The sequence below is a fragment of the Streptomyces sp. AK010 genome, from assembly GCF_014207295.1.
GTDB lineage: Bacteria > Actinomycetota > Actinomycetes > Streptomycetales > Streptomycetaceae > Streptomyces > Streptomyces massasporeus.
Genome location: NZ_JACHCX010000019.1, coordinates 94,195 through 119,755, shown reverse-complemented (window position 1 = coordinate 119,755; position 25,561 = coordinate 94,195). Strand labels below are relative to the sequence as shown.

Below are 25,561 nucleotides of genomic sequence, written 5' to 3'. Positions count from 1 at the left end.
GGTGATCAGTGCTCCTCGGTGTCCTCGTGGGACAGGGCTCGGACGGTGCGGGACGGGCTGGGTCGGCCCAGGTGGGTGGCCATCCACGCGCTCGTGGCGACGAGGCGGCCGAGGTCGATTCCGGTGTCGATGCCGAGGCCCCGCAGCATCCACACGAGGTCTTCGGTGGCCAGGTTGCCGGTCGCCGACTTCGCGTACGGGCAGCCGCCCAGGCCGCCCGCCGAGGCGTCGACCGTCGTGACGCCCTGCTGGAGCGCCGCGAGCGTGTTGGCGAGGGCCTGGCCGTAGGTGTCGTGGAAGTGGACGCCGAGGGCGGTGGGCGGGACGCCCGCCTCGTCCAGGGCCGCGAGGAGCGCGACCACGTGCCCCGGGGTGGCCACGCCGATCGTGTCGCCCAGGCTCAGCTCGTCGCAGCCCATGTCCACCAGGGCCCTGCAGACCTGCACCACCTGGGGGATCGGGACCGCGCCCTCCCACGGGTCGCCGAAGCACATGGAGAGATAGCCGCGGACATGGACGTCCTCGGACTTCGCGCGGCTGACCACCGGCTCGAACATCGCCAGTGCCTCGTCCACCGTGCGGTTGAGGTTGGCCTTGGCGAAGGACTCCGTCGCGCTGGCGAAGACCGCCACCCGCCGGGAGCCCAGCGCCAGGGCGCGGTCCAGGCCCCTCTCGTTCGGGACGAGCACCGGGAGCGCCACCGGGAGGCCGCTGACGAGAGGGAACAGCTGCTCCGCGTCCGCCAGTTGGGGGACCCACTTGGGGTGGACGAAGCTCGTCGCCTCGATCGTCGTCAGGCCCGCGTCGGCCAGGCGGCGGATGAACTCCGCCTTGACCTCCGTGGGGACCGTCGCCTTCTCGTTCTGCAGGCCGTCGCGCGCGCCGACCTCGTGGATGCGGACGCGGGTGGGCAGGTCCCTGCTCGGGACGGCCATCGGGAGTCCTGGGACCGTCATTCCGCCGCCTCCTCGAGCGGTGCGATGACCGCCAGCACCTGGTCCATGGCGACCGTGGTGCCGGGGGCCACGTCCAGCTCGGTGACCTTGCCGGCGTGCGGCGCGGAGATGACGTGCTCCATCTTCATCGCCTCCACCACCAGCAGGCTCTGACCGGCGCTCACCTCGTCGCCGACGGCGACCTTCACCACCGTCACCGTGCCGGGCATCGGCGCGGTCAGCGAGTCGGCGCCCGCGTGGGCGGCGCGGGTGAGGGACGCGGCGACCGGGTCGTGGTCGCGCACATGCCAGGCGTCGCCGTCGCGGCCGAGCCAGTCGGCGGCGCGGTGGAACGTGTGGCGGACGCCGTCCAGGGTGACCGCGACCCGGTCGTCGGTGACCGTGGCCGTGCCGCGCGGGGTGTACTCCTCCGGCTTCCGCACCCGCAGGTGGAAGGCCGGCGGTTTCGGTTCGCCGCCCAGGCGCCAGCCGCTCGGCACCGAGAACGGGTCCGTCCAGCCGCCCGGCTCCGGCTTCAGGGCCTCGAGGCGTACGGCAGCCGCCGCCTCGTACACCTCCTCCGGTACGTCCGTGGGGACCAGTCCCTCGACCTCGCGCTCGACCAGGCCCGTGTCCATGTCGCCGGAGACGACCGCCGGGTGGCCGAGCAGGCGGCGCAGGAAACCGGCGTTCGTCTGCACGCCGAGCGTGACCGTCTCGGCCAGGGCCGCCCGGAGTTTGCGCAGGGCGGTCGCGCGGTCGGGGCCGTAGGCGATGACCTTGGAGAGCATCGGGTCGTAGAGGCTGCCGACCTCCGTGCCCTCGGTGAGGCCCGAGTCGGTGCGGACGCCGTCGCCCTGCGGTTCGCGCAGCTTCAGGACGGTGCCGCCGGAGGGGAGGAAGCCGCGGGCCGGGTCCTCGGCGCAGATGCGGGCCTCCACGGCGTGACCGGTCAGCCGTACGTCCCGCTGGGTGAAGCCGAGGGGCTCCCCGGCCGCGACCCGCAGCTGCCACTCGACCAGGTCCAGGCCCGTGATCAGCTCCGTGACCGGGTGCTCCACCTGGAGGCGGGTGTTCATCTCCATGAAGTAGTACGACGACGGGTCGTTGCCGGGGACGATGAACTCCACCGTGCCCGCGCCCCGGTAGCCGCAGGAGCGGGCCGCCTGGACCGCCGCCTCGCCCATCGCGGAGCGCGTCTCCTCGTCGAGGAGGACGCTCGGCGCCTCCTCGATGATCTTCTGGTGGCGGCGCTGGAGGGAGCACTCGCGCTCCCCGAGGTGGACCACGTTCCCGTGGCCGTCCGCCAGGACCTGGATCTCGATGTGGCGGGGGCGGTCGATCCAGCGCTCGACGAGGAGTGTGTCGTCGCCGAAGAAGGCGCGGGCCTCACGACGGGCCGACGCGATCTCGTCCTCCAGCCGGGTCAGGTCCCGCACCAGGCGCATGCCCTTGCCGCCGCCGCCCGCACTGGGCTTCAGCAGCACGGGCGCGCCCAGCTCGCGGGCCGCGTCGGCCAGATCCGGGTCCCGCCCGCCGGGCACGACCGGAACCCCCGCCTTCTGGACCGTCTCCTTGGCGCGGATCTTGTCGCCCATCAGGGCGATGGCGTCCGCCGGAGGGCCGATGAAGACCAGGCCGGCCTCGGCGCAGGCGCGCGCGAAGGCGGCGTTCTCGGCGAGGAAGCCGTAGCCGGGGTGGACGGCCTGCGCGCCCGTGCGGGCCGCGGCCTCCAGCAGGCGCTCCACCGACAGGTAACTCTCGGACGCGGGGGCCGGGCCGATCCGGACCGCCGTGTCCGCCTCGCCGACGTGCCGGGCGTCGGCGTCCGCGTCGGAGAAGACGGCCACCGAGCGCACGCCCATCGACCGCAGCGTACGGATCACCCGTACGGCGATCTCGCCGCGGTTGGCCACCAGTACTGTCTCGAACATCGTCGTCCGTCCCCTCACATCCGGAAGACGCCGAACTGGGCTTCACCCAGGGGCGCGTTGGCGCACGCGGTCAGGGCCAGGCCCAGGACCTGACGGGTGTCCAGCGGGTCGATCACACCGTCGTCCCAGAGGCGGGCCGACGCGTAGTAGGCGTTGCCCTGGCGCTCGTACTGGGCGCGGATCGGGGCCTTGAAGGCGTCCTCGTCCTCCGGGGGCCAGGACTCGCCGCGGCCCTCCAGCTGGTCCCGCTTGACGGTCGCGAGGACCGAGGCGGCCTGCTCACCGCCCATCACCGAGATCTTGGCGTTCGGCCACATCCACAGAAAGCGGGGGGAGTACGCCCTGCCGCACATCGAGTAGTTGCCCGCGCCGTACGAGCCGCCGACCACGACCGTCAGCTTCGGTACGCGGGTGCAGGCCACCGCCGTGACCATCTTGGCGCCGTGCTTGGCGATGCCGCCCGCCTCGTAGTCCTTGCCGACCATGAAGCCCGAGATGTTCTGGAGGAAGACCAGGGGGATGCCGCGCTGGTCGCACAGCTCGATGAAGTGGGCGCCCTTCTGGGCTGACTCGGAGAACAGGATGCCGTTGTTGGCGACGATGCCCACCGGGTGGCCGTGGATCCGGGCGAAGCCCGTGACCAGGGTCTGGCCGAACTCGGACTTGAACTCGGCGAAGCGGGAGCCGTCGACGACCCGGGCGATGATCTCGCGCACGTCGTAGGGGGTGCGGGAGTCGACCGGGACCGCGCCGTAGAGGCTGTGCGGGTCGACCTTGGGTTCCGTCGCCTCCGTGACCTCCCAGGGGAGCGCTCCTCGGGAGGGGAGCGTGGAGACGATGGTGCGGACGATGCGGAGCGCGTGCGCGTCGTTCTCCGCGAGGTGGTCGGTGACGCCCGAGGTGCGGGAGTGGACCTCGCCGCCGCCGAGCTCCTCCGCCGTGACGACCTCGCCGGTGGCCGCCTTCACCAGGGGCGGGCCGCCCAGGAAGATGGTGCCCTGGCCGCGGACGATCACCGCCTCGTCGCTCATCGCCGGGACGTACGCCCCGCCGGCCGTGCACGAGCCGAGGACGGCGGCGATCTGGGGGATGCCGGCGCCGGACATGCGGGCCTGGTTGTAGAAGATGCGGCCGAAGTGGTCGCGGTCCGGGAAGACCTCGTCCTGCATGGGGAGGAAGGCGCCGCCGGAGTCCACCAGGTAGACGCAGGGAAGGCGGTTGTCGAGGGCGACCTCCTGGGCGCGGAGGTGCTTCTTGACCGTCATCGGGTAGTACGTGCCGCCCTTGACCGTGGCGTCGTTGGCGATGACCACCGTCTCGCGGCCGCTGACCCGGCCGATGCCGGCGATGACGCCGGCGGCCGGGGCCTGCCCCTCGTACATCCCGTCGGCCGCGAGCGGGGCCAGCTCCAGGAAGGGCGAGCCCGGGTCGAGGAGGGTGTCCACGCGGTCGCGGGGGAGCAGCTTGCCGCGGGCCGTGTGGCGGGCGCGGGCCTTCTCGCCGCCGCCCTGTGCGGCGGCGGCGAGCTTGGTGCGCAGCTCCTCGACGAGGGCGTGGTGCCCCTCCTCGTTGGCCCGAAAGGCCTCCGACGCGGGGTCTGCCGCGCTCGTGAGCTCCGGTGCCTCGTGCATCCTGCGGGTCCCCTCACCTTGTTAATGAGCGTTAACGCATTTCCTTCAGGTTAACGACCGCTAACCTCCCTGTCTAGAATTGTTTTCATGGCCACCAGAACCGACGCCCCCACCCGCCGTGAGCAGATCCTCAAGGAGGCCGCTCGGCTGTTCGCCGAGCGGGGCTTCCATGGGGTCGGGGTCGACGAGATAGGCGCCGCGGTCGGGATCAGCGGGCCCGGGCTGTACCGGCACTTCGCGGGCAAGGACGCGATGCTCGCGGAGCTGCTGGTGGGGATCAGCGGGCAGTTGCTGACCGGGGCGAAGCGGAGGCTGGCGGAGGCGGACGGGGGTGGGGCGGAGGCGGTCCTCGACTCGCTGATCGAGGGGCACATCGACTTCGCGCTCGACGACCGGCCTCTGATCACCCTGCACGACCGTGAGCTGGACCGCCTCCGGGACACCGACCGGAAGATGGTGCGGCAGTTGCAGCGGCAGTACGTGGAGCTGTGGGTCGGGGTGGTGCGGGAGGTGTACGCGGGGTTGGGGGAGCCCGCGGCTCGGTCCGCCGTGCACTCGGTGTTCGGGTTGTTGAACTCGACGCCGCATCTGGGGAGGGCGGGGTCGTTGCCCGGGCGGGGGGCCATGGCGGAGTTGTTGCACCGGATGGCCCGGGGGGCGTTCGCGGCGGCGGGGGCACACCCCCTCCCGGCGTGACGAGCGTTACCCCGCCCCCACCCTGGACGGTCGTTGATACCCGCCGGTATCTTGGGCTGAGCAAGCGCTTAGACATGCGAAGTCGTGGAGGTGGCGGCGTGCGCCGTACGGTGTTCAACGAGGATCACGAGGCGTTCCGGGAGACCCTTCGCGCCTTCATCGAGGCCGAGGTCGTACCGGTGTACGACGAGTGGTTCGCGGCGGGCCAGGCTCCCCGCGACTTCTACTACAAGCTCGGTGAGCTGGGCATCTTCGGCATCAACGTGCCCGAGGAGTTCGGCGGCGCGGGCCTGGACAGCCACAAGTTCGAGGCCGTGCTGTACGAGGAGACCGCTCGCGCGGGCGTCGCGTTCGGCGGCTCCGGCGTGCACGTGCTGCTCGCCCTGCCGTACCTCAAGATGCTCGCCACCGACGAGCAGAAGAAGCGGTTCCTGCCGAAGTTCGTCTCCGGCGAGGAGATGTGGGCCATCGCGATGACGGAGCCGGGCACCGGTTCCGACCTCGCGGGCATGAAGTCCACCGCCAAGCTGAGCGAGGACGGGACCCACTACGTCCTCAACGGCGCCAAGACCTTCATCACCGGCGGCGTGCACGCCGACCGCATGATCGTCTGCGCCCGTACCTCCGCGCCGACCGCCGAGGACCGCCGCCACGGCATCTCCCTCTTCGCCGTGGACACCAAGTCCGAGGGCTACTCCGTCGGCCGCAAGCTCGACAAGCTCGGCCTGAAGACCTCCGACACCGCCGAGCTGGCGTTCGTCGACGTCAAGGTGCCCGTCGAGGACCTGCTCGGCGAGGAGAACAAGGGCTTCTACTACCTCGGCCACAACCTGGCCTCCGAGCGCTGGGGCATCGCCTTCGGTGCCTACGCCCAGGCCAAGGCCGCCGTGCGGTTCGCCAAGCAGTACGTCCAGGACCGCACCGTCTTCGGCAAGACGGTCGCGTCCTTCCAGAACACCAAGTTCGAGCTGGCCGCCTGCCAGGCCGAGGTGGACGCCGCCGAGGCCGTCGCCGACCGCGCGACCGAGGCCCTGGACGCAGGTGAGCTCACCCCCGCCGAGGCCGCGAGCGCCAAGCTGTTCTGCACCGAGGTCGCCCACCGCGTCATCGACCGCTGCCTCCAGCTGCACGGCGGCTACGGCTTCATGAACGAGTACCCGATCGCCCGCCTGTACGCGGACAACCGCGTCAACCGCATCTACGGCGGCACGAGCGAGATCATGAAGTCGATCATCGCCAAGAACATGGGCCTGTAAGGCTCCCGAAATCACTGGCGTATACAACTGACTTCATGAGCCAGGCACTCCAGGATCTCCTCGATCTGCTCGACCTCGAGCCGATCGAGGAGAACATCTTCCGCGGCCAGTCCCGGTCCGCCGTGGTCCCCCGGGTCTTCGGCGGCCAGGTCGCGGCCCAGGCGCTGGTCGCCGCCGGGCGTACCGTCCCGGCGGACCGGCCGCCCCACTCGCTCCACGCGTACTTCCTGCGCATGGGCGACCCCGGCGCGCCCATCGTCTACGACGTCGAGCGCATCCGTGACGGCCGCTCCTTCACCACCCGGCGGGTGGTGGCGGTCCAGCACGGCCGGCCGATCTTCTCGCTGTCCGCGTCCTTCCAGGAGCACGAGGAGGGCATGGACCACCAGGCGCCCATGCCGCCCGCCCCGGACCCGTCGGCCCTGCCCACCTCGCAGGACCGGTTCCACGGCTACGACCACCTCGACCCCAAGGTCGTCGAGCACTTCCTCGCCGCCCGTGAGGCCATCGACCTGCGCTATGCCGAGGAGCCGCCCTACGGGCAGTACGGAGAGCCCCGCGAGCCGCACTCCCAGGTGTGGTTCCGCACCAACGGCAAGCTCGACGGGCCGGTGGACAGCGCCCTGTTGCACATCGTCCTCGCCACCTACGTCTCCGACATGACCCTGCTCGACTCGGTCCTGCTCGCGCACGGCCGCGGCGGCTGGGCCGTCGGCGACGTCGTCGGGGCTTCCCTGGACCACGCCATGTGGTTCCACCGCCCCTTCCGCGCCGACGAATGGCTGCTGTACGACCAGGAGTCGCCCTCGGCGTCCGGCGGCCGCGGCCTCGGCCAGGCCCGCATCTACACCCAGGACGGCCGGCTCGCCGTGTCGGTCATCCAGGAGGGCGTGGTGCGCGTTCCCCGCTGAGTCGTGCGCGTCTCCCCTCGCCGACAGGAATGGGCCGAGGCCGGTCCGGCGTTCTGCGTACCGACCTCGGGGAGGGGACGACGAGCCCGGCCGGCCGGCACGAGGAGTGCGTCCATCCGCTCGGCGGCCCCGAGCCGCTGCTGCCGGCCGACCGTCTGGCCGTGCCCGCCGAGGTGCTCGGCCGCGATCTGCGCTTCCACGCCCTGTCGGACGAGGAGGGCCGGGCCGAGACGGCCGCCGCCGGGGGCGCCGGAGGCGTACGGTCGCCCGCCGCGCGGACTTCGCCTGGACCTGCCCGGGGCGCCGGGCCCGGGCGCCCGCCGGTCAGTCCGGCCGGTCAGTCCAGCCCGGCCGCCGCCAGCAGGTACGCCGTCATCGGGTCGTAGTGGCGGGGGCTGATCACGTGGTCGTCGAGGGGCACCGTCACCTGCACGGTGCCCTCGGCCTCGCCGATGAAGAGGGCCGGGTCGTTGCAGTCGGCGTAGCCGACGGAGTCGACGCCGTGCCGGCCCGCGTAGCCCGCCCAGCCGTGGTCGGCGACGACCAGGTCGGGCAGCGGGCGGCCCTCGCGCTCCAGACCCTTCAGGATCGCCTTCATGGGTTCGCCCGAGTGGGTGTGCCACAGGGTGGCGCCGTGCTCCAGGACCGCCACGTCCGCGAACTGCATCACGTAGCCCTCCTCGGTCGTCAGCCCCTCCGGGATCACGACGATCTCGCAGCCGGCCGCGCGCAGCGCCGCCGCGGTCGCGCGGTGCACGTCGAGGAGGCCGCCGGGGTGGCCGGTGGCGAAGAGGACGCGCTGCTGGCCGTCGGCCGCCTTGCGCAGCCGCCCGGCCATCCGCTCCAGCCCGTCGACCGTCAGCTCCGGGTCGATGGTGTCCTGGCCGTACCGGTATTCGGGGTCGTCGTTCACGCCGACCCGCTCCGCCATCACCGCGAGGACGTCCTGCTCGTCTCCCCAGCGGTCGCCGAGCTCCAGCCCGAGCCAGTAGTGGCGGTCGCTGTTCGCCAGCTTGCGGTAGTGGGAGAGGTTGTTCTCGCGGGGGGTGGCGACGTCGCCCGCGATGCGCGTCCTGACGAGGTGTTCGACGAGTTCGGCGCGGCTGGGTGTCCCGGATATCGGCATGGCATCCATTGTGAGGCAGCCGACTGATGGGCGTCCCTGGCGTATCGCGCGCTGGGACGTGCGTCACGTACTCAGCGGGACACCGCTCACGTACTCAGATGTGCCGCAGCGCGAACCAGAGTTCCATCCGTACGTCCGGGTCGTCGAGGTCCGTCGCGAGCAGGGCCGCGCAGCGGGCGATGCGCTGGCGCACGGTGTTGCGGTGCACGGACAGGGCGACGGCCGTGCGGTCCCATCTGCCGTGCAGGGAGAGCCAGGTGCGCAGGGTCTCGGTGAGCGCGGGATGGGCCGTGACGGGGGCGAGCAGGGCGCGGGCGTGGGCCGCCGCCTCGCCGGGCGGGACCAGGTCGGCGAAGGCGTGGCGGGCGCCGTGCCGGAGCAGGGGGGCGCGGGTGGCACGGGCCCGGGCCAGGGCGCGGGCGGCCTGGGTGTCGGCGGCGGGCCAGTCCTCCGGTTCCACGGCGCTGCTGATGCCCAGGGTCCAGCCGGGCAGCGGGTCGGCCGGCGCCCGGTCGGCCGGGACCAGGACCCGTACGACGTCCCCCGCCGGGTCGACCAGCGCGGACCCGAGCGCGGCGCCGAGCGCGGAGGCCGCGACGGGGTCGGGGGCGCCGTCCCCGTCCGGCCGGGCCCGCACGACGACCCACGGCCCGTCGCCGAGCAGCGACGCGACCTCCTCGGGCGGCACGCCGAGCAGCATCCGCACCAGCGCGGAGGAACGGGCGGCCCCGGTGCCGCTCTGCTGCTCGCCGGTGAGCAGCGACAGCAGCACGGCCGCGACGGAGGCGACGGTGTGGTCACCGGCGGTCCGCTGCGGCGCTGCGACCCCGAGCACGAACCCGTGCCCGGCGCCCAGGCTGTAGGCGGCCAGATGCAGCCCGGCGACGGAGTCGGTGGCGGAGGAGGGGGCGGGGCGGCCGGGGTCGGTGGGCGCTGCCGCGGTGGGGCGGTCGGGCCGGGTCGTGGCGCCGGGCTCGACCGGCCGTGGCGGGCCTGCGGGCGAGGTGGAGTCGCTCTGCGATGACGCACTCGCCGTAGGCATCGAACGAACCGGCCGCAGCACCTCTCCCAGCCGCGTCAACGCCGCCCGCGCCTCGTCCCCTGGCTCCCGCCCCGCCCCCGCGATCTCCGTCCCCTCCGGCCCGTACAGCACCGCCCAGCCGCCGAGCCGCTGGGCGAGTTGGCGGAGGACGGAGGGGACCGGGTCGGGGCGGGACGCGGCGGCGGCGAGGCTCTGCTGGGCCTCGGTGACGCGGCGGAGTTCGGCGAGGCGGGCCCGGGCCATCAGCTGCCAGACCGCGCGGGCCACGCCCGAGAAGGTGGTGCGGGGCGGCACCTCCAGCAGTGGCAGGCCGTGCGAGGCGCAGGCCGCGACCAGGGCCTCCGGCACCGTGTCGTGCACCGGCGCCACCCCGAAGCCGAGGGCGGCGCCGCCCGCCGCCACGATCCGGGAGACGTAGGCGTCGAAGTACGAGGTCCCCGGGCCCGCCTCCTCCGGGATGTGCACGCCGGCGCTGAGCAGCAGCTCGCCGCCCAGCAGATAGGGGTACGGGTCGGCCATCTCCGAGGTGTGCACCCAGTGGACGACGACGCCCTCGGCGGGCGGCCCCGCGAGCTGCCGCAGGCCAAGGTCCTCGCGGGCCAGCAGCGCGGTCAGCGGGACGGGTGGGGTGGGCGGGACCGCCGGATCCGGCATGGTGTGCGTTCCCTCCATCCAGCACCGGCTCCAATGGATGAAACGTACACTTCGCAGTCGCTTTCCGGCCACCTAAGGTCAGTCCTCGTCACCCGCCGGCGACACCGATCGAAGGAGGCCCCATGGCCGTCGACTACGCCGTCATCCTCGTGTACCTGGCCGGCATGCTGGCCATGGGCTGGTGGGGCATGCGCCGCGCCCGCTCCAAGAGCGAGTTCCTCGTGGCGGGCCGCCGCCTCGGCCCGGCCATGTACTCCGGCACCATGGCCGCGATCGTCCTCGGCGGTGCCTCCACCATCGGCGGTGTGGGCCTCGGCTACCAGTACGGCCTGTCCGGTGCCTGGATGGTCTTCACCATCGGCCTCGGCCTGCTCGCCCTGTCCGTCTTCTTCTCCGCCCGCATCGCCCGGCTGAAGGTCTACACCGTCTCCGAGATGCTCGACCTGCGCTACGGCGGCGGGCGCGCCGGGATCATCTCCGGTGTCGTCATGTGGGCCTACACGCTGATGCTCGCGGTCACCTCGACCATCGCGTACGCCACGATCTTCGACGTCCTGTTCGACATGAACCGCGCGGTCGCGATCGTCCTCGGCGGCTCGATCGTCGTCGCGTACTCCACCCTCGGCGGCATGTGGTCGATCACCCTGACCGACATGGTGCAGTTCGTCGTGAAGACCATCGGCGTGCTGCTCCTGCTGCTGCCCATCGCCGTCGTGAAGGCGGGCGGGTTCAGCGAGATGAAGGCGCAGCTGCCCACCGAGTACTTCGACCCGCTGGGCATCGGCGGCGAGACGATCTTCACCTACGTGCTGATCTACACCTTCGGCATGCTCATCGGGCAGGACATCTGGCAGCGCGTCTTCACCGCCCGCGGTGACCGGACCGCCAAGTGGGGCGGGACCGTCGCCGGCACCTACTGCCTCGCCTACGCCCTCGCCGGCGCGGTCATCGGCACCGCGGCCAAGGTGCTGTACCCCAAGCTCGGCAGCCCGGACGACGCCTTCGCGACCATCGTCAAGGACGAACTGCCCGTCGGAGTGCGCGGCCTGGTGCTGGCCGCCGCCCTCGCCGCCGTGATGTCGACGTCCTCCGGCGCGCTGATCGCCTGCGCGACCGTCGCCAACAACGACATCTGGTCCCGGCTGCGGGGCCTCGGCAAGGCACCGGCCGGCAACGCGGACGACCACGACGAGGTGAAGGGCAACCGTCTCTTCATCCTGATCATGGGCCTCGCGGTCATCTGCACGGCCATCGCGATCGACAACGTCGTGGAGGCCCTGACCGTCGCCTACAACCTCCTCGTCGGCGGACTGCTGGTGCCGATCCTGGGCGGGCTGGTCTGGAAGCGGGGCACCGTCCACGGAGCTCTCGCCTCGGTCGTGGCCGGCGGACTCGCGGTCATCGTGCTGATGGCGACGTACGGCATCCTCGCCAACGAGCCCGTCTACTACGGCCTGCTCGCCTCCCTCGCCGCCTATCTGGTCGTCTCCCTGGCCACCCCCGCCACCGACGCCGCCGTCCTCACCGCCTGGCGCGAGCGGCTCGCGGGCCGCTCTGTCGAACTCGCGTCCGAACCGGTCGCGGCTCCCCAGTAGAGTCGGAGAACAAGCAGTGCATAGCAGTACACACGCGATGAAGCGTAGGAAAGAGAGCATTTCTTCATGAGCAGCAACGAGACTCCGCGCGGGCCCGTCGACTCCTCCCGCGTCCCCCGGTACGCGGGGCCGGCGACCTTCGCCCGGCTGCCCCGGCTGGACGAGGTCGGCCGGGCCGATGTCGCGGTCGTGGGCGTGCCGTTCGACTCGGGCGTCTCGTACCGGCCGGGCGCCCGCTTCGGCGGCAACGCGATCCGTGAGGCGTCCCGGCTGCTGCGCCCGTACAACCCGGCGCAGGACGCCTCCCCGTTCGCCCTCGCCCAGGTCGCGGACGGCGGCGACATCGCCGTGAACCCGTTCAACATCAACGAGGCCGTCGAGACCGTCGAGGCCGCCGCCGACGACCTGCTCGGCACCGGCGCCCGCCTGATGACCCTCGGCGGCGACCACACCATCGCGCTGCCCCTGCTGCGCTCGGTCGCCAAGAAGCACGGCCCGGTCGCCCTGCTGCACTTCGACGCCCACCTCGACACCTGGGACACCTACTTCGGCGCCGAGTACACGCACGGCACCCCGTTCCGCCGCGCGGTCGAGGAGGGCATCCTCGACACCTCGGCCCTGTCCCACGTCGGCACCCGCGGCCCCCTCTACGGCAAGCAGGACCTGACCGACGACGAGAAGATGGGCTTCGGCATCGTCACCTCCGCCGACGTCTACCGGCGCGGCGCCGACGAGGTCGCCGACCAGCTCCGCCAGCGCATCGGCGACCGGCCGCTGTACATCTCCATCGACATCGACTGCCTCGACCCGGCCCACGCCCCCGGCACCGGCACCCCCGAGGCCGGCGGCATGACCTCGCGCGAACTGCTGGAGATCCTGCGCGGCCTGGCATCCTGCAACCTGGTGTCGGCCGACGTCGTCGAGGTGGCCCCCGCGTACGACCACGCGGAGATCACGTCGGTGGCGGCGTCCCACACCGCCTACGAACTGACCACGATCATGTCGCGCCAGATCGCCGCGGCCCGGAAGGACTCGGAAGCGAAGTGACTCACGACCACGACCTGGTGCTCCGGCCCACGCCCGCCCAGACGGAGGCCGCCCTCAACCCTCCTCCCGGCCGCACCGGCGGAGACCTGGTCGTGGAGACGCTGGCCGGGCTCGGCGCCACGACCGTCTTCGGGCTGCCCGGCCAGCACGCCCTCGGCATGTTCGACGCGCTGCGCCGCTCGGACCTGAGGTACATCGGCCTGCGGGTGGAGAACAACGCCGGGTTCGCGGCGGACGCCTACGGCCGGATCACCGGTGAGGCCGCGCCGCTGCTGCTGTCGACCGGCCCGGGGGCCCTGACCTCCCTGGCCGCTCTCCAGGAGGCGGCGGCGGCCTCCGCGCCCGTGCTGGCGATCAGCAGCCAGGTCCCGACGGCGGGCCTGGGCGGCGGCCGGCACGGCTACCTCCACGAACTCCCGGACCAGGCCGCCTCGTTCCGGGGCGTGGTCAAGTCCGTCCACACCGTCCGCACCCAGTCCCAGATCCCCTCGGCGATCGAGGCGGCCTGGACGTCGGCGCTGACCGCCCCGCACGGCCCGGTGTGGGTGGAGATCCCGCAGGACGCGCTGCTCGCCGAGACGGCCATCCCGGTCGTGACGGGCGGCGACGCCTTCCCCGAGGAGCTGCCGCCGCGCCCCGAACTGACCGCCGTGGCCGCCGACCTGCTGTCCAAGGCCGCCCGTCCGGCGATCATCGCGGGCGGGGGAGTGGTCCGGGCGGACGCCTCCGGCAAGCTGAGGCAACTGGCGGAGCGGCTCCAGGCACCCGTCGTCACCACTCCCGGCGGCAAGGGCGCGTTCCCCTGGACGCACCCGCTGTCGCTCCAGTCGTGGATCGAGGACCGGCACACCACCGACTTCCTGGAGGACGCCGACGTCCTCCTGGTCGTCGGCTCCGGCCTCGGTGAACTCTCCTCGAACTACCACACGTTCAAGCCGCGCGGCCGGGTCGTCCAGATCGAGGCCGACCTCGGCAAGCTGGAGTCCAACCACCCGGCGCTGGGCATCCACGCGGACGCCCGCCTCGCGTTGCAGGCGCTGCTGGAGACGGTTCCGGTCCGCGAGGACGCGACGGCCGAGGACCGGGTCCGCGAGGTCCTCGCGAAGGTCGCCGACCGTATCGACTCCCAGGAACTCACCCTGGAGCAGGACGTGCTGGCGTCCGTCCGCGGGGCGCTCCCCGCGAGCTCCCCGTCCTTCTGGGACATGACGATCCTGGCGTACTGGGCCTGGTCGGCCTTCGACGCCAAGGGCCCCAACCACATGCACTCCGCCCAGGGCGCGGGCGGCCTCGGCTACGCCTTCCCCGCGGCCCTGGGCGCGGCGGCGGCCGACCCGGCCCGGCCGGTCCTCGCGGTCTCCGGCGACGGCGGCGCCCTGTACTCCATCGCCGAGCTGGCGACGGCCCGCCAGTACGACCTGGACGTCACCTGGCTGATCGTGGACGACGGCGGCTACGGCATCCTGCGCGAGTACATGAACGACGCGTTCGGCGAGGCGACCGCGACGGAACTGTCACGGCCCGACTACGTGGCCCTGGCGGAGTCCTTCGGCGTCCCCGGGGTCCGGACGACCCCGGAGACCCTGGAGCAGGACCTCGCCAAGGCGCTCGCGGCGCCCGGGCCCTCGGTGGTCCTGCTCCCGGCCGTGCTGCGGATGTTCGCGCCGACGCACCTGGGGTGAGCGCCGGCCGGCCCGCGCCTGGGGTGAGCGCCGGCCGGCCCGCGCCTGGGGTGAGCGCCGGCCGGCCCGCGCCTGGGGTGAGCTCCGGCCGGCCCGCGCCTGGGGTGAGCTCCGGCCGGCCCGCGCCTGGGGTGAGCTCCGGCCGGCCCGCGCCTGGGGTGAGCTCCGGTCGGCCCGCGCCTGGGGTGAGCGCCGGCCGGCCCGCAGCATCCGACGCGCCGTCCGAGGGGCCCGGCGTTCGACCGCCCGGTCGTCTACAGACCGTCGCGGACCATCGCGGCGACGATGTGGACGTGGCGGTCGGCGGCCGTGCCCGACCACTCGTTGTCGTAGTTCAGGCCGTAGGGCCAGAAGTGGCCGCCGCCGGTGGAGATCTTGGCGCCGGAGCCGTCGTACTGCCTGACGAGGGCGGTGGCCTGGCCGCCGGTCCAGGTGCCGCTGCCGCCGAGGCGGGACCAGCCGGAGCTGGTGCCCACGCCGATGGTGTGGGCGATCTCGTGCAGGGCCGTCCGCTCGCTCATGTAGCCGCGGTTGCTGCCGAAGCGGATCGTGCCGTTGATGTTGCCGTCGGCGGTGGGGACGCCCGGCTCGTAGCGGACGGTGAGGGTCTTGCCCAGGTCGCTGAGGTTGTTGTAGCGGGCCACCGCCGCGTTCATGGCCTTGGTGATGAGGTCGTAGGCCGAGCGCTGGTCCGCCGTGGGGTTGCTCGCGCGGACGAGGGACCAGGTGATGGTCGCCGCAGCGGCGCGGTCCCGGGCGGGAGCGGACGGAGCCTGGGGGGTGGCGGCCTGGGCGACCCCGGGGCCTGCCAGCAGGACGGCGGTCAGGGCGGCTATGAGGGCCTTGCGTGGGCTCATGTGCGGATCCTCCTGTGGGGGTGGTCGTCACGAAATTTGCGAAATTTCGAACGACGTTCGGGATCTCGGACAAACTGACGCCGCCGGCCACTCAAATCCCTTGTTCGACGCGGCAGTTGGCGCGCTGTCGACCGCAAGTATCCCGGTGGGAAAGACGGCGTCAAGAGTTCCGGCAGGTGTCAGTGGAACCAGAAGAGCAGCGTGTCGGGGTTCGTCCCGAGCTGCCGCGCGCTCTCCCACTCCTCGGCCTCGCACCGCATGGCGTCGACGAACCGGCGGGCCGCGCCACGGAACTCGGGGTCCAGGCGGTCGAGTACGCGCGTGTAGGCGTCGGCGAGGTCGGCGGCGCGCCGGGCCGGCAGCGTGCCGATCGCGGGCACCGCGTCGCCGGGGTGGGGCAGCCGCAGCGGCGGGCCGCTGAACAGGAACGCGCCCGGGAGGAGGTCGGACGGCACGCCGTGCCGGGCCAGTTCGTCGTCCATGGCGTGGAACCAGGACGGGCGGCGCCAGGCGCCGAGGTCGGCCGGGTCGGAGAAGTGCGCCGCGACGGCCTGGTAGAAGGCGTAGCTGTACGCGGGGCAGAGATCGGTGCTCGGGGTGCCGTCGATCAGCTCGTCCAGGGCCCGGCTGATGGAGACGTCGAGGTCGATGCCCTCTTCCCGGAAGCGGGCGTCGGTCCGCTCGCACTCCGTGCGCACCCGGGCGAGGGTGCGCTCCTGCTGCTCGGTCCGCTCCACCGCCGTGAGCAGCCGCACCACCGTTCTCATGTCGCCGGTGCTCATCTCGAGGCAGCAGCTCACCGTTGCGTTTCCCTTCATCCGTTCGCCGGACACCCGGTGTACATGATCGGGGACGCGGGAACGGCCCCGGACCGAGTGCCGGGGCCGTTCGACGGTGTGCGGTCGCGTCGGGTCAGCTGACGTCGGACGCGTCCAGGCGGTAGACGGCCGACTGGCCGGACTGCGAGGAGGATTCGGAGCCGTTGCCGGAGGCCGTACTCGTACGGTTGCTGTAGTCGCTCTCCTTCACCGCCGTGCCGTGCTTCTGCACCCACGCCGTGACCTCGGAGCTGACGGAGGAACCGCCGCCCGGGCCGCCGCCCATGCCGCCGCCGAGCTGGACGTAGTGCAGTTCGCCCTTCTTCACCAGCTCCTTGAGCTTGGCGAGCGTCATCGCCTTGTCGCTGCCGGACCAGCCCCACATCGAGATGACGGGCTCCCCGCTGCTCACGATGAGCTGGGCGGCGCCCTGTGAACTCGACACCGCCAGCAGCCACTTGGCGCCGTCCCGGTGCTTCTTCAGGTACGCGATCAGCTCGCTGCTCGCGCCACCGCCGCCCATGCCGCCGCCACCGCCCATGCCGCCACCGCCCATGCCGCCACTGCCGGGGCCGTCCTGCGTGCCGCCGGGAGCCTGCCCGCTCTGCATGCCGGGCGGCATCCCGCCCCCGGGAAAGCCGCCCCCGGCCTGGGCGTTGCCGCCCTGCCCGCTCTGCGTGCCTTCCGGAGCCTGCCCGCTCTGCATGCCGGGCGGCATCCCGCCCCCGGGAAAGCCGCCCCCGGCCTGGGCGTTGCCGCCCTGCCCGCCGCTCTCCCCAGGACCGCCAGAGCCCTCGCCCGGGATCCCCCGGCCCCCGCCCCCGGGCCCGCCGAAGCCGCTGCCCGTGGTCGGCCCGGCCGTCGGGTTCGTACCGCCCATGCCGCCGCCCGCTCCCGACGACGGAACCGACCAGGCGTACGCCGCCGGACCCGCCACCGCCGCGACCACCGCCGCCGCCACCGACACCGCCAGCAACCGCAGCCGCAGCCCCGAGGCGCCGGACCGGAAGACGAACAGCCCCACGACGGCCAGCGCCATGACGACCAGGACGGCCGGCCACAGCCAGGTGTTCCAGCCGGAGGCCCGTCGCAGCAGCACCGCCGCCCAGACGGCCGTGACACCCAGCGCCAGAGGCAGCACCCACACCCACCGCCGGTCCGCGCGGAAGGCCCGCAGCAGCAGCACTCCGCCGCCTCCGCACAGCGCCGCGATGCCCGGGGCGAGCGCGGTCGTGTAGTACGGGTGCATGGTGCCCTCGGCCAGCGCGAAGGTCAGGTAGTGCAGTACGGTCCAGCCGCCCCACAGCACGAGCGCGGCCCGGGTGAGGTCCGTGCGCGCGGCCCGGCCGCACAGCACCAGGCCGCCGACGAGCGCGATGCCCGCGAAGGGGATCAGCCAGGAGATCTGGCCGCCGAGGATGTCGTTGAACATCCGGCCGAGCCCCGCGGTGCCGGAGAAGCCGCCGCCTCCGCCGCCCCCGCCGTTGCCCTCGCCGCCGAGGATCCGGCCGAGGCCGTTGTAGCCCATGATCAGGTTCCAGGCGGTGCCGTCCGTCGAACCGCCGATGTACGGCCGCTCCGAGGCCGGGACCAGCGACACGGCCGCGGCCCACCAGAAGCTGGAGACGGCCAGCACCACCGCGGCGAGGGCCAGATTCACCACGCGCTTGACCACCGCGGGCTTCGCCGCGTACAGATACACCAGGAACACGGCGGGCAGGGCGATGTACCCCTGGAGCATCTTGGTGTTGAAGGCGAGCCCGAAGCAGGCCGCCGAGCCGAGCAGCGGCAGCAGCCGGGCGTCGCGCGTCGCGCGCAGGGCGAGTGCGGCACCGGCCACCATCAGGAACACCAGCAGAGTGTCGGGGTTGTTGTCCCGGTTGATGGCGACCGTGATCGGGGTGAGGGCCAGGACCAGGGCCGCCACGGCCGCCGCCGCGTGCCCGAACACCCGCTTCACGGAGGAGTGGAGGATCCAGATGGTGCCCAGGGCGGCCACGACCATCGGCGCGATCATCTGCCAGGTGCCGTAGCCGAAGACCCGGCAGGACAGGCCCATGACCATCAGCGCGAGCGGTGGCTTGTCGACGGTGAGGAAGTTCCCGGCGTCCAACGAGCCGAAGAACCACGCCTTCCAGCTCTCGGTGCCGCTCAGCACGGCGGCGCTGTAGAAGCTGTTGAGGCCGGCTGCGGACAGGTTCCAGGAGTACAGCACCGCGGCCGGCGCGAGGATCGCGAGCAGCGCGGGGAGGGACCAACGCGGCGCGGGGGCGGTGTCCTGGGGCGGGGCCGCAGGGGGCTCGGCGGCACGGAGCTGGGTATCGGTGGCAGATGTCACCCGAGCATGGTGGGCAGCCCCGTTGGGAGGCCGCTGTGCCGAAGCCGGCCGTCGCCTGTGAAACCGGGCGGCTTCCGATAACGACTCGTACAAGCCTTCGTCGCCCGTGCAACCTTTCGCCCGTGTCCGGGAGTCAAGGGGTGCATGACTTCTGGGATATCCCGCCGCGCGAGAGTGCTCGCGGCGGCCGTGGGTACGGGCGTTCTCGTGCCGCTCGTCGCCGCCGCCACCCCCGCCGCCGCTGCCCCGCCGGCCGTGACCTGCACGTCCGCCAAGGCCGGGCTCGCCGCCAAGCTGAAGAAGGACATCACCGCCGCGCTCGCCACCCGCAAGGGCACGGTGGCCGTCGGCCTCTACGACCGCAGCACCGACACGACCTGCACCCTGCGCGCGAGTTCCGCCTACGACTCGGCCAGTGTCGTCAAGGTCACCGTCCTCGCCACGCTGCTGTGGGACGCGAAGAAGGCGAACCGGTACCTCACCGACCGCGAGAACACCCTCGCCAAGGCGATGATCACCAAGTCGGACAACGCGGCGACCTCCACCCTGTGGAAGCAGCTCGGCATGACGAAGATCAAGAACTTCCTCGAGGCCGCCGGAATGACGCAGACCAAGCCCGGCGCGAACGGCTACTGGGGTCTGACGCAGATCACCGTCACCGACGAGCAGAAGCTGCTGAAGCTCCTCACCGCCAAGAACGCGGTCCTCAGCGACAACTCCCGTTCCTACATCGTCAAGCTGATGGGCCAGGTCGTCTCGTCCCAGCGCTGGGGCACCCCGTACGGAGTGCCCTCAGGCGTCTCGGTGGCCGTCAAGAACGGCTGGCTGCAGCGCTCCACGAACGGGTGGCGGGTGCACAGCGTCGGCGCGTTCAAGGGCGGTGGCCACGACTACGTGATGACCGTGCTGTCCCACGGCAACAGCACGATGAACTACGGTATCGCCACCATCCAGGCCGTGGCCAAGGTCATCCACAAGGATCTGGCGGCGAGCTGACCGGCTCCAGCCGAGGATGTCCAGGAGCCTCCTGACGATGGCGAGGATGGCGAGGATGGCGTAGAGGGCGGGGGGGGGAAGGACGTTTTCCATATCCGGGCAAATGGCCACGAAGCGGGCGAGTGGCTCTCCGTGTGGCCGACTCACCGGAACGGCCGACCTTCCCCCAGGAGGAATCGTTACGGCGGGATGAAATCCGCCCTCGCGCATGTTGACGCCTTCCGGCAGCTCAGGACGGATGGAAGGCACCGGTGTGACAACGGAACGGGGATGGGCCCGACGACTGTGGGCCTATGCGTGGCGCCACCCGAAGGACGTCGTGCTCGCCCTCGGTTCCTCGCTGGCCGGCATGGCCGTGATGGCCCTCGTCCCGCTGATCACCAAGGTGATCATCGACGATGTCATCAGCGACCACACCAGGGACATGACCACCTGGGCCGGCCTCCTCGTCGCCGCCGCCCTGGTCGTCTACGTCTTCACCTACATCCGCCGCTACTACGGCGGCCGTCTCGCCCTCGACGTCCAGCACGACCTGCGGACCGAGATGTACGGCACGATCACCCGGCTCGACGGCCGCCGCCAGGACGAGCTGTCCACCGGCCAGGTCGTCGGCCGCGCCACCAGCGACCTCCAGCTGATCCAGGGCCTGCTCTTCATGCTCCCGATGACCATCGGGAACTTCATGCTCTTCCTGATCTCCCTGGTGATCATGGCGTGGCTGTCCTGGCCGCTCACCCTGGTCGCCCTGGCCGTCGCGCCCGCCATCTGGTGGATCGCCAAGCGCAGCCGCACCCGGCTGCACCCCTCCACCTGGTACGCCCAGGCCCAGGCCGCCGCCGTCGCGGGCGTGGTCGACGGCGCCGTCAGCGGCGTACGCGTGGTGAAGGGCTTCGGGCAGGAGGAGCAGGAGACCGGCAAGCTCCGGGAGGCCGGCCGCCGGCTGTTCGCGGGCCGGCTGCGCACCGTCCGCCTGAACTCCGTCTACACCCCGGCACTCCAGGCCGTCCCCGCCCTCGGCCAGGTCGCCATGCTCGCGCTCGGCGGCTGGCTGGCGGTGCGCGGGCACATCACGCTCGGCACGTTCGTCGCCTTCTCCGCCTACCTCGCCCAGCTGGTCGGCCCGGTCCGCATGCTCGCGGTGGTGCTCACCGTCGGCCAGCAGGCCCGCGCCGGCACCGAGCGCGTCCTGGAGCTGATCGACACCGAGCCGTCGATCGAGGACGGCCACAAGGACCTGCCCGCCGACGCCCCGGCGTCGGTCGAGTTCGACGACGTCTCCTTCGGCTACGACGGGGCCCACGGCAAGACCAGCCCCGTCCTGGACGGGCTCTCCTTCGAGATCCAGCCGGGCGAGACCCTCGCCGTGGTCGGTTCCTCCGGCTCCGGCAAGTCCACGGTCTCCCTCCTGCTGCCGCGCTTCTACGACGTCACCCGCGGGGCCGTCCTGGTCGGCGGGCACGATGTGCGCGAGCTGACGACGCAGTCGCTGCGCGCCGCGATCGGCCTCGTCCCCGAGGATTCCTTCCTCTTCTCCGACACGGTCCGCAACAACATCGCCTACGGTCACCCGGAGGCCACCCGGGAGGAGATCGAGAAGGCCGCCCGCGCCGCCCAGGCGGACCGTTTCATCGCCGAGCTGCCCGACGGCTACGACACCACCGTCGGCGAGCACGGCCTCACCCTCTCCGGCGGTCAGCGCCAGCGCGTCGCCCTGGCCCGCGCCATCCTCAGCGACCCGCGCCTGCTGGTCCTGGACGACGCCACCTCCGCCGTGGACGCGAGGGTCGAGCACGAGATCCACGAGGCGCTGAAGGGCGTCATGCGGGGCCGTACGACCCTGCTGATCGCCCACCGCCGCTCCACCCTGAACCTCGCCGACCGCATCGCCGTCCTGGACGGCGGCCGCCTCGCCGACATCGGCACCCACGAAGAGCTCCAGCGGCGCTCCGCCCTGTACCGGCGCCTGCTCACCGACCCGGACGAGCTGGGCGCGGTCTCCCCGGGCCACACCCGGCCGGCCTGCCCCCAGGAGGACACCTCGGTACTGGACGAGCTCGACGCCGAGTTCGACGCCGAGCGCGGGGTCACCCCGCGGCTGTGGACCGGCGACCGCGAGCGCAAGGACCTGGCCCTCGCCGAGAGCCCCGCCACCCCCGAGCTGCTCGCCCAGGTCGAGGCGCTGCCCCCGGCCAGCGACGTGCCGGACGTCGACGAGGCCAAGGCCGTCCAGCCGGAGGAGTCCTACGGCCTGCGCCGGCTGCTGCGCGGCTTCGGGCTGCCGCTGCTGGTCAGCCTGGCCCTGGTCGCCACCGACGCGGGCATGGGCCTGCTGCTGCCCGTGCTGATCCGGCACGGCATCGACTCGGGCGTCACCCAGGCCGCGCTCGGCGCGGTGTGGGCGGCGGCCCTGCTCGGGCTGCTGACGGTGGCCGTGCAGTGGGCGGCCCAGATCGGCGAGACCCGGATGACCGGCCGTACCGGCGAGCGGGTCCTGTACTCGCTGCGGCTGAAGATCTTCTCCCAGCTCCAGCGCCTCGGGCTCGACTACTACGAGCGCGAGCTGACCGGGCGGATCATGACCCGGATGACGACCGACGTGGACGCGCTGTCGACGTTCCTCCAGACGGGCCTGGTCACGGCCTTCGTCTCGGTCGTCACCTTCTTCGGGATCATGGTCGCGCTGCTGGTGATCGACGTGGAGCTGGCGCTGGTCGTCTTCGCGACGCTGCCCCCGCTGATCATCGCCACCTTCTTCTTCCGCCGGGCGAGCGTGAAGGCGTACGAGCTGGCCCGCGAACGCGTGTCGGTGGTCAACGCCGACCTCCAGGAGTCGGTGTCCGGGCTGCGGATCGTGCAGGCCTTCCGGCGCGAGCGGGACGGCGGGCGGCGGTTCACCGAGCGCAGCGACAGCTACCGTCAGGCCCGCATCCGTGGCCAGTGGCTGATCTCGGTGTACTTCCCGTTCGTGCAGTTCCTGTCGTCGGTGGCCGCAGCGGCCGTGCTGATCGTGGGCGGGGCCCGGGTCGACGACGGGACGCTGGCGATCGGCTCGCTGGTGGCGTACCTGCTCTACATCGACCTGTTCTTCGCGCCCGTGCAGCAGCTCTCCCAGGTCTTCGACGGCTACCAGCAGGCGACCGTGTCGCTGGGCCGCATCCAGGAGCTGCTCCGGGAGCCGACATCGACGAAGTCCGCCGACGAGCCCCTGGAGGTCCGGTCCCTGCGGGGCGAGATCGCCTTCGAGGACGTGCGCTTCGCATACGGCGCCGCCGGCGAGGGCGAGGCGGCCCTGGGCGGGGTCGACCTGCGCATCCCCGCCGGGCAGACCGTCGCCTTCGTCGGCGAGACCGGCGCGGGCAAGTCGACCCTGGTCAAGCTCGTGGCCCGCTTCTACGACCCCACCGGCGGCCGGGTCACCGTCGACGGCACCGATCTGCGGGCCCTCGACCTCACCTCGTACCGGCACCGTCTGGGGGTCGTCCCGCAGGAGGCGTACCTCTTCCAGGGCACCGTCCGTGACGCCATCGCCTACGGCCGCCCCGACGCCACCGACGCCGAGGTCGAGGCGGCGGCCCGGGCGGTCGGTGCGCACGACATGATCGCCACGCTGGACGGCGGCTACCTCCACGAGGTCGCCGAGCGCGGGCGCAACCTGTCCGCCGGGCAGCGCCAGCTGATCGCGCTGGCCCGCGCCGAGCTGGTCGACCCGGACGTGCTGCTGCTCGACGAGGCCACGGCAGCCCTGGACCTGGCCACGGAGGCCCAGGTCAACCAGGCCACCGACCGCCTGGCCGGCCGCCGCACCACGCTCGTGGTCGCCCACCGCCTCACCACCGCCGCCCGCGCCGACCGGGTCGTCGTCATGGACCACGGCCGGGTCGTCGAGGACGGCACGCACGAGGAGCTCCTCGCGCGCGAGGGCCGGTACGCGGAGCTGTGGCGGACGTTCATCGGCGCACCCGAACCCGAGGAGCCGGTCGGCGTGTCCCGCTGACGGTCTCGCCGTGCCGCGTTTTCGTAACGCTCGCGCAACCGTCCGACATACGTCATGCGTCCGTACATGCGTACGCCGATGGTCGCGGACGACGCGGTACGGGAGGACGACAGTGCACCGTGGAGCGATACGCCGGCGGCTCGCGCTCGGGCTGGCCGTGCTGACCGCGTCCGGACTGCTCGCCGTCGCGGCGCCGGGTGACGCACGGGCCGCCACCGCGCTCTGCCCCGGTCGCAAGGTCCGCGCCCTGCCGTTCTCCACCGGGACCGTGCTCGTCTACAAGCGCGGCGGCTACGTCTGCGCCGTCACTCTCCCCAAGAGACCCGGCACCCCGCGAAAGATGTCGGTGAGCGTGCAGGCGCGCGGCAACCGGCCCGTCGTCGACGCGGGCAGGTACGCCCACCACGCGGGTCCGGTGACCGTGCACGCCGGGCGCCGTTGCGTCTGGCTCAAGGGGCAGGTCGGCAGGGGGAAGTTCAGCTCCGGCTGGATCCTCTGCTGAGGTCCCGCGCCCGGTGACACGCCCCCCGCGCACAGGGTTTTCCCTATGTCCCCTGGTGCTCCGGTGAGTTGGTCCGCTAGCTTCCGGCGCACATCTGTCTCACAGGGGAGTGCGCATGCGCAAGGCGCTCAGATGGCTGCTGGCGCTCACGGTGCTCATAGGCACACTGGGCACGGCGGGAGCGGCCACCGCCGCCGACGCCGCCGGCACCACCGACATCAAGGAGAGGCTGCTCTCCATACCGGGCATGAGCCTGGTCGAGGAGAAGCCGTACACCGGCTACCGCTTCTTCGTCCTGAACTACACGCAGCCGGTCGACCACCACAAGCCCTCCAAGGGCACGTTCCAGCAGCGCATCACCGTGCTGCACAAGGACGTCTCGCGTCCGACGGTGTTCTTCACCAGCGGCTACAACGTCTCCACGACGCCCCGCCGCAGCGAGCCCACGCAGATCGTGGACGGCAACCAGGTCTCCCTGGAGTACCGCTTCTTCACCCCGTCCCGGCCCGCCCCGGCGGACTGGTCCAAGCTGGACATCTGGCAGGCCGCCAGCGACCAGCACCGCGTCTTCAAGGCCCTGAAGGGCATCTACTCCAAGAACTGGATCTCCACGGGCGGTTCGAAGGGCGGCATGACCGCCACCTACTACGAGCGCTTCTACCCGCGGGACATGGACGGCGTCGTCGCCTACGTCGCCCCCAACGACGTGGTGAACAAGGAGGACTCGGCCTACGACCGCTTCTTCGCCCGCGTCGGCACCAAGGAGTGCCGCGACCGGCTCAACGCCGTGCAGCGCGAGGCGCTGGTGCGCCGCGAGCCGCTGGAGAAGAAGTACGCGGCCTTCGCGCAGGACAACGGCCTCACCTTCACCACCATCGGCAGCCTGGACAAGGCCTACGAGGCGACCGTCCTCGACTACGTGTGGGGCTTCTGGCAGTACAGCCTGCTGGCCGACTGCGACCAGATCCCGGCCGACGCCAAGAACGCCACCGACGACGCCATCTGGGACTCCGTCGACACGATCTCCGGCTTCTCCGCCTACGCCGACCAGGGCCTGACGACCTACACGCCGTACTACTACCAGGCCGGCACCCAACTCGGCGCGCCGACCATCCGCTTCCCGCACGTCGAGAAGCAGTACATCCGCTACGGCTACCAGCCGCCGCGCAACTTCGTCCCCCGGGACATCCCCATGAGGTTCCAGCCGTCGGCGATGCGCGACGTGGACACCTGGGTCCGGCACAACGCCCGGCAGATGCTGTTCGTCTACGGCCAGAACGACCCGTGGGGCGCGGAGCCCTTCCGCGTCGGCAAGGGCGCGAAGGACTCCTACGTCATGACCGCCCCCGGCATGAACCACGGCGCCAACGTCGCGGGCCTCGTGCCCGAGCAGAAGGCGCTGGCCACCGCCCGCATCCTCGACTGGGCCGGTGTAGCCCCCAGCGCGGTGCAGGCCGACCCGCAGGCGGCCAAGCCGCTGGCGAAGTTCGACGCCAGGCTCGACAAGCGGGACCAGCAGCGTGAGATGACGCTGCGTCCGTAAGGCG

At 72.2% G+C, this 25,561-nt stretch carries 19 protein-coding genes; 11 read left to right on the top strand and 8 right to left on the bottom strand.

Features of this window, described 5'->3' with window-relative positions; all coding sequences use genetic code 11:
• Positions 1–5: 5 nt before the first annotated feature.
• From HDC93_RS30085 to HDC93_RS30075, 3 genes are read right to left on the bottom strand one after another with little or no spacing between them, the layout of a single operon-like run.
• Positions 6–956 carry a hydroxymethylglutaryl-CoA lyase gene (locus HDC93_RS30085; RefSeq protein WP_185013993.1) on the bottom strand — a complete coding sequence of 317 codons (951 nt, stop codon included), beginning with the start codon at positions 954–956 and terminating at the stop codon, positions 6–8.
• Positions 953–2,869, bottom strand: a complete 1,917-nt coding sequence (locus HDC93_RS30080; protein ID WP_185013992.1) for an acetyl/propionyl/methylcrotonyl-CoA carboxylase subunit alpha — start codon at positions 2,867–2,869, stop codon at positions 953–955. The genes HDC93_RS30085 and HDC93_RS30080 overlap by 4 nt, the downstream gene beginning before the upstream one ends.
• A 14-nt stretch (positions 2,870–2,883) precedes the next feature.
• Positions 2,884–4,500 carry a carboxyl transferase domain-containing protein gene (locus tag HDC93_RS30075; RefSeq protein WP_185013991.1) on the bottom strand — a complete coding sequence of 539 codons (1,617 nt, stop codon included), beginning with the start codon at positions 4,498–4,500 and terminating at the stop codon, positions 2,884–2,886.
• Positions 4,501–4,587: 87 nt separating this feature from the next.
• Here HDC93_RS30075 and HDC93_RS30070 point away from each other — a divergent pair, with 87 nt between their 5' ends.
• The 4 genes from HDC93_RS30070 to HDC93_RS30055 all read left to right on the top strand — a co-directional run bounded on the left by HDC93_RS30070 (position 4,588) and on the right by HDC93_RS30055 (position 7,749).
• Positions 4,588–5,196, top strand: a complete 609-nt coding sequence (locus tag HDC93_RS30070) for a TetR/AcrR family transcriptional regulator (protein ID WP_185013990.1) — start codon at positions 4,588–4,590, stop codon at positions 5,194–5,196.
• Between the two features lie 98 nt (positions 5,197–5,294).
• The gene (locus HDC93_RS30065) at positions 5,295–6,452 is read left to right on the top strand and encodes an acyl-CoA dehydrogenase family protein (RefSeq protein WP_031111252.1); all 1,158 of its coding nucleotides are present in this window, start codon (positions 5,295–5,297) and stop codon (positions 6,450–6,452) included.
• 35 nt (positions 6,453–6,487) lie between these two features.
• Entirely contained in the window at positions 6,488–7,363 is an 876-nt protein-coding gene (locus HDC93_RS30060; RefSeq protein ID WP_185013989.1) for an acyl-CoA thioesterase II, read from the top strand.
• 29 nt (positions 7,364–7,392) lie between these two features.
• Positions 7,393–7,749, top strand: coding sequence for a hypothetical protein (locus tag HDC93_RS30055; protein WP_185013988.1), 357 nt, complete (start codon positions 7,393–7,395; stop codon positions 7,747–7,749).
• On the opposite strand, the gene HDC93_RS30050 is transcribed toward HDC93_RS30055, so the two are convergent.
• Entirely contained in the window at positions 7,701–8,489 is a 789-nt protein-coding gene (locus HDC93_RS30050) for a phosphatase (RefSeq protein ID WP_185013987.1), read from the bottom strand. The two genes, HDC93_RS30055 and HDC93_RS30050, sit on opposite strands and share 49 nt — an antisense overlap.
• 94 nt (positions 8,490–8,583) lie before the next feature.
• Complete coding sequence (locus HDC93_RS30045; RefSeq protein ID WP_185013986.1) at positions 8,584–10,185, bottom strand: PucR family transcriptional regulator; 1,602 nt, start codon at positions 10,183–10,185, stop codon at positions 8,584–8,586.
• A gap of 122 nt (positions 10,186–10,307) precedes the next feature.
• Between HDC93_RS30045 and HDC93_RS30040 the strand changes: the two genes are divergently transcribed.
• The 3 genes from HDC93_RS30040 (at position 10,308) to HDC93_RS30030 (ending at position 14,509) form a co-directional block, all read left to right on the top strand.
• Positions 10,308–11,780: a sodium:solute symporter gene (locus tag HDC93_RS30040; RefSeq protein WP_185013985.1), complete on the top strand. Its 1,473-nt coding sequence runs from the start codon at positions 10,308–10,310 to the stop codon at positions 11,778–11,780.
• A gap of 66 nt (positions 11,781–11,846) precedes the next feature.
• Positions 11,847–12,827 (top strand): agmatinase, encoded by a 981-nt coding sequence (gene speB / locus HDC93_RS30035; protein WP_030838119.1) that lies wholly within the window; start codon positions 11,847–11,849, stop codon positions 12,825–12,827.
• Positions 12,824–14,509: a thiamine pyrophosphate-binding protein gene (locus HDC93_RS30030; protein WP_185013984.1), complete on the top strand. Its 1,686-nt coding sequence runs from the start codon at positions 12,824–12,826 to the stop codon at positions 14,507–14,509. Before speB ends, HDC93_RS30030 begins: the two co-directional genes overlap by 4 nt.
• A gap of 254 nt (positions 14,510–14,763) precedes the next feature.
• Here HDC93_RS30030 and HDC93_RS30025 read toward each other — a convergent pair whose 3' ends face one another.
• From HDC93_RS30025 to HDC93_RS30015, 3 genes are all read right to left on the bottom strand, one after another.
• Positions 14,764–15,366 (bottom strand): hypothetical protein, encoded by a 603-nt coding sequence (locus tag HDC93_RS30025; RefSeq protein ID WP_185013983.1) that lies wholly within the window; start codon positions 15,364–15,366, stop codon positions 14,764–14,766.
• Between the two features lie 179 nt (positions 15,367–15,545).
• Positions 15,546–16,133, bottom strand: a complete 588-nt coding sequence (locus HDC93_RS30020; RefSeq protein ID WP_260419835.1) for a hypothetical protein — start codon at positions 16,131–16,133, stop codon at positions 15,546–15,548.
• Positions 16,134–16,278: 145 nt separating this feature from the next.
• Positions 16,279–18,522 (bottom strand): glycosyltransferase family 39 protein, encoded by a 2,244-nt coding sequence (locus HDC93_RS30015; RefSeq protein WP_185013981.1) that lies wholly within the window; start codon positions 18,520–18,522, stop codon positions 16,279–16,281.
• 144 nt (positions 18,523–18,666) lie between these two features.
• Here HDC93_RS30015 and HDC93_RS30010 point away from each other — a divergent pair, with 144 nt between their 5' ends.
• From HDC93_RS30010 to HDC93_RS29995, 4 genes are all read left to right on the top strand, one after another.
• Positions 18,667–19,518 carry a serine hydrolase gene (locus tag HDC93_RS30010; RefSeq protein ID WP_185013980.1) on the top strand — a complete coding sequence of 284 codons (852 nt, stop codon included), beginning with the start codon at positions 18,667–18,669 and terminating at the stop codon, positions 19,516–19,518.
• A 253-nt stretch (positions 19,519–19,771) separates the two neighbouring features.
• The gene (locus HDC93_RS30005; RefSeq protein ID WP_185013979.1) at positions 19,772–23,512 is read left to right on the top strand and encodes an ABC transporter ATP-binding protein; all 3,741 of its coding nucleotides are present in this window, start codon (positions 19,772–19,774) and stop codon (positions 23,510–23,512) included.
• 112 nt (positions 23,513–23,624) lie between these two features.
• Entirely contained in the window at positions 23,625–24,014 is a 390-nt protein-coding gene (locus tag HDC93_RS30000) for a hypothetical protein (protein WP_185013978.1), read from the top strand.
• 115 nt (positions 24,015–24,129) lie between these two features.
• Positions 24,130–25,557: a S28 family serine protease gene (locus HDC93_RS29995; RefSeq protein ID WP_185013977.1), complete on the top strand. Its 1,428-nt coding sequence runs from the start codon at positions 24,130–24,132 to the stop codon at positions 25,555–25,557.
• Positions 25,558–25,561: the final 4 nt, after the last annotated feature.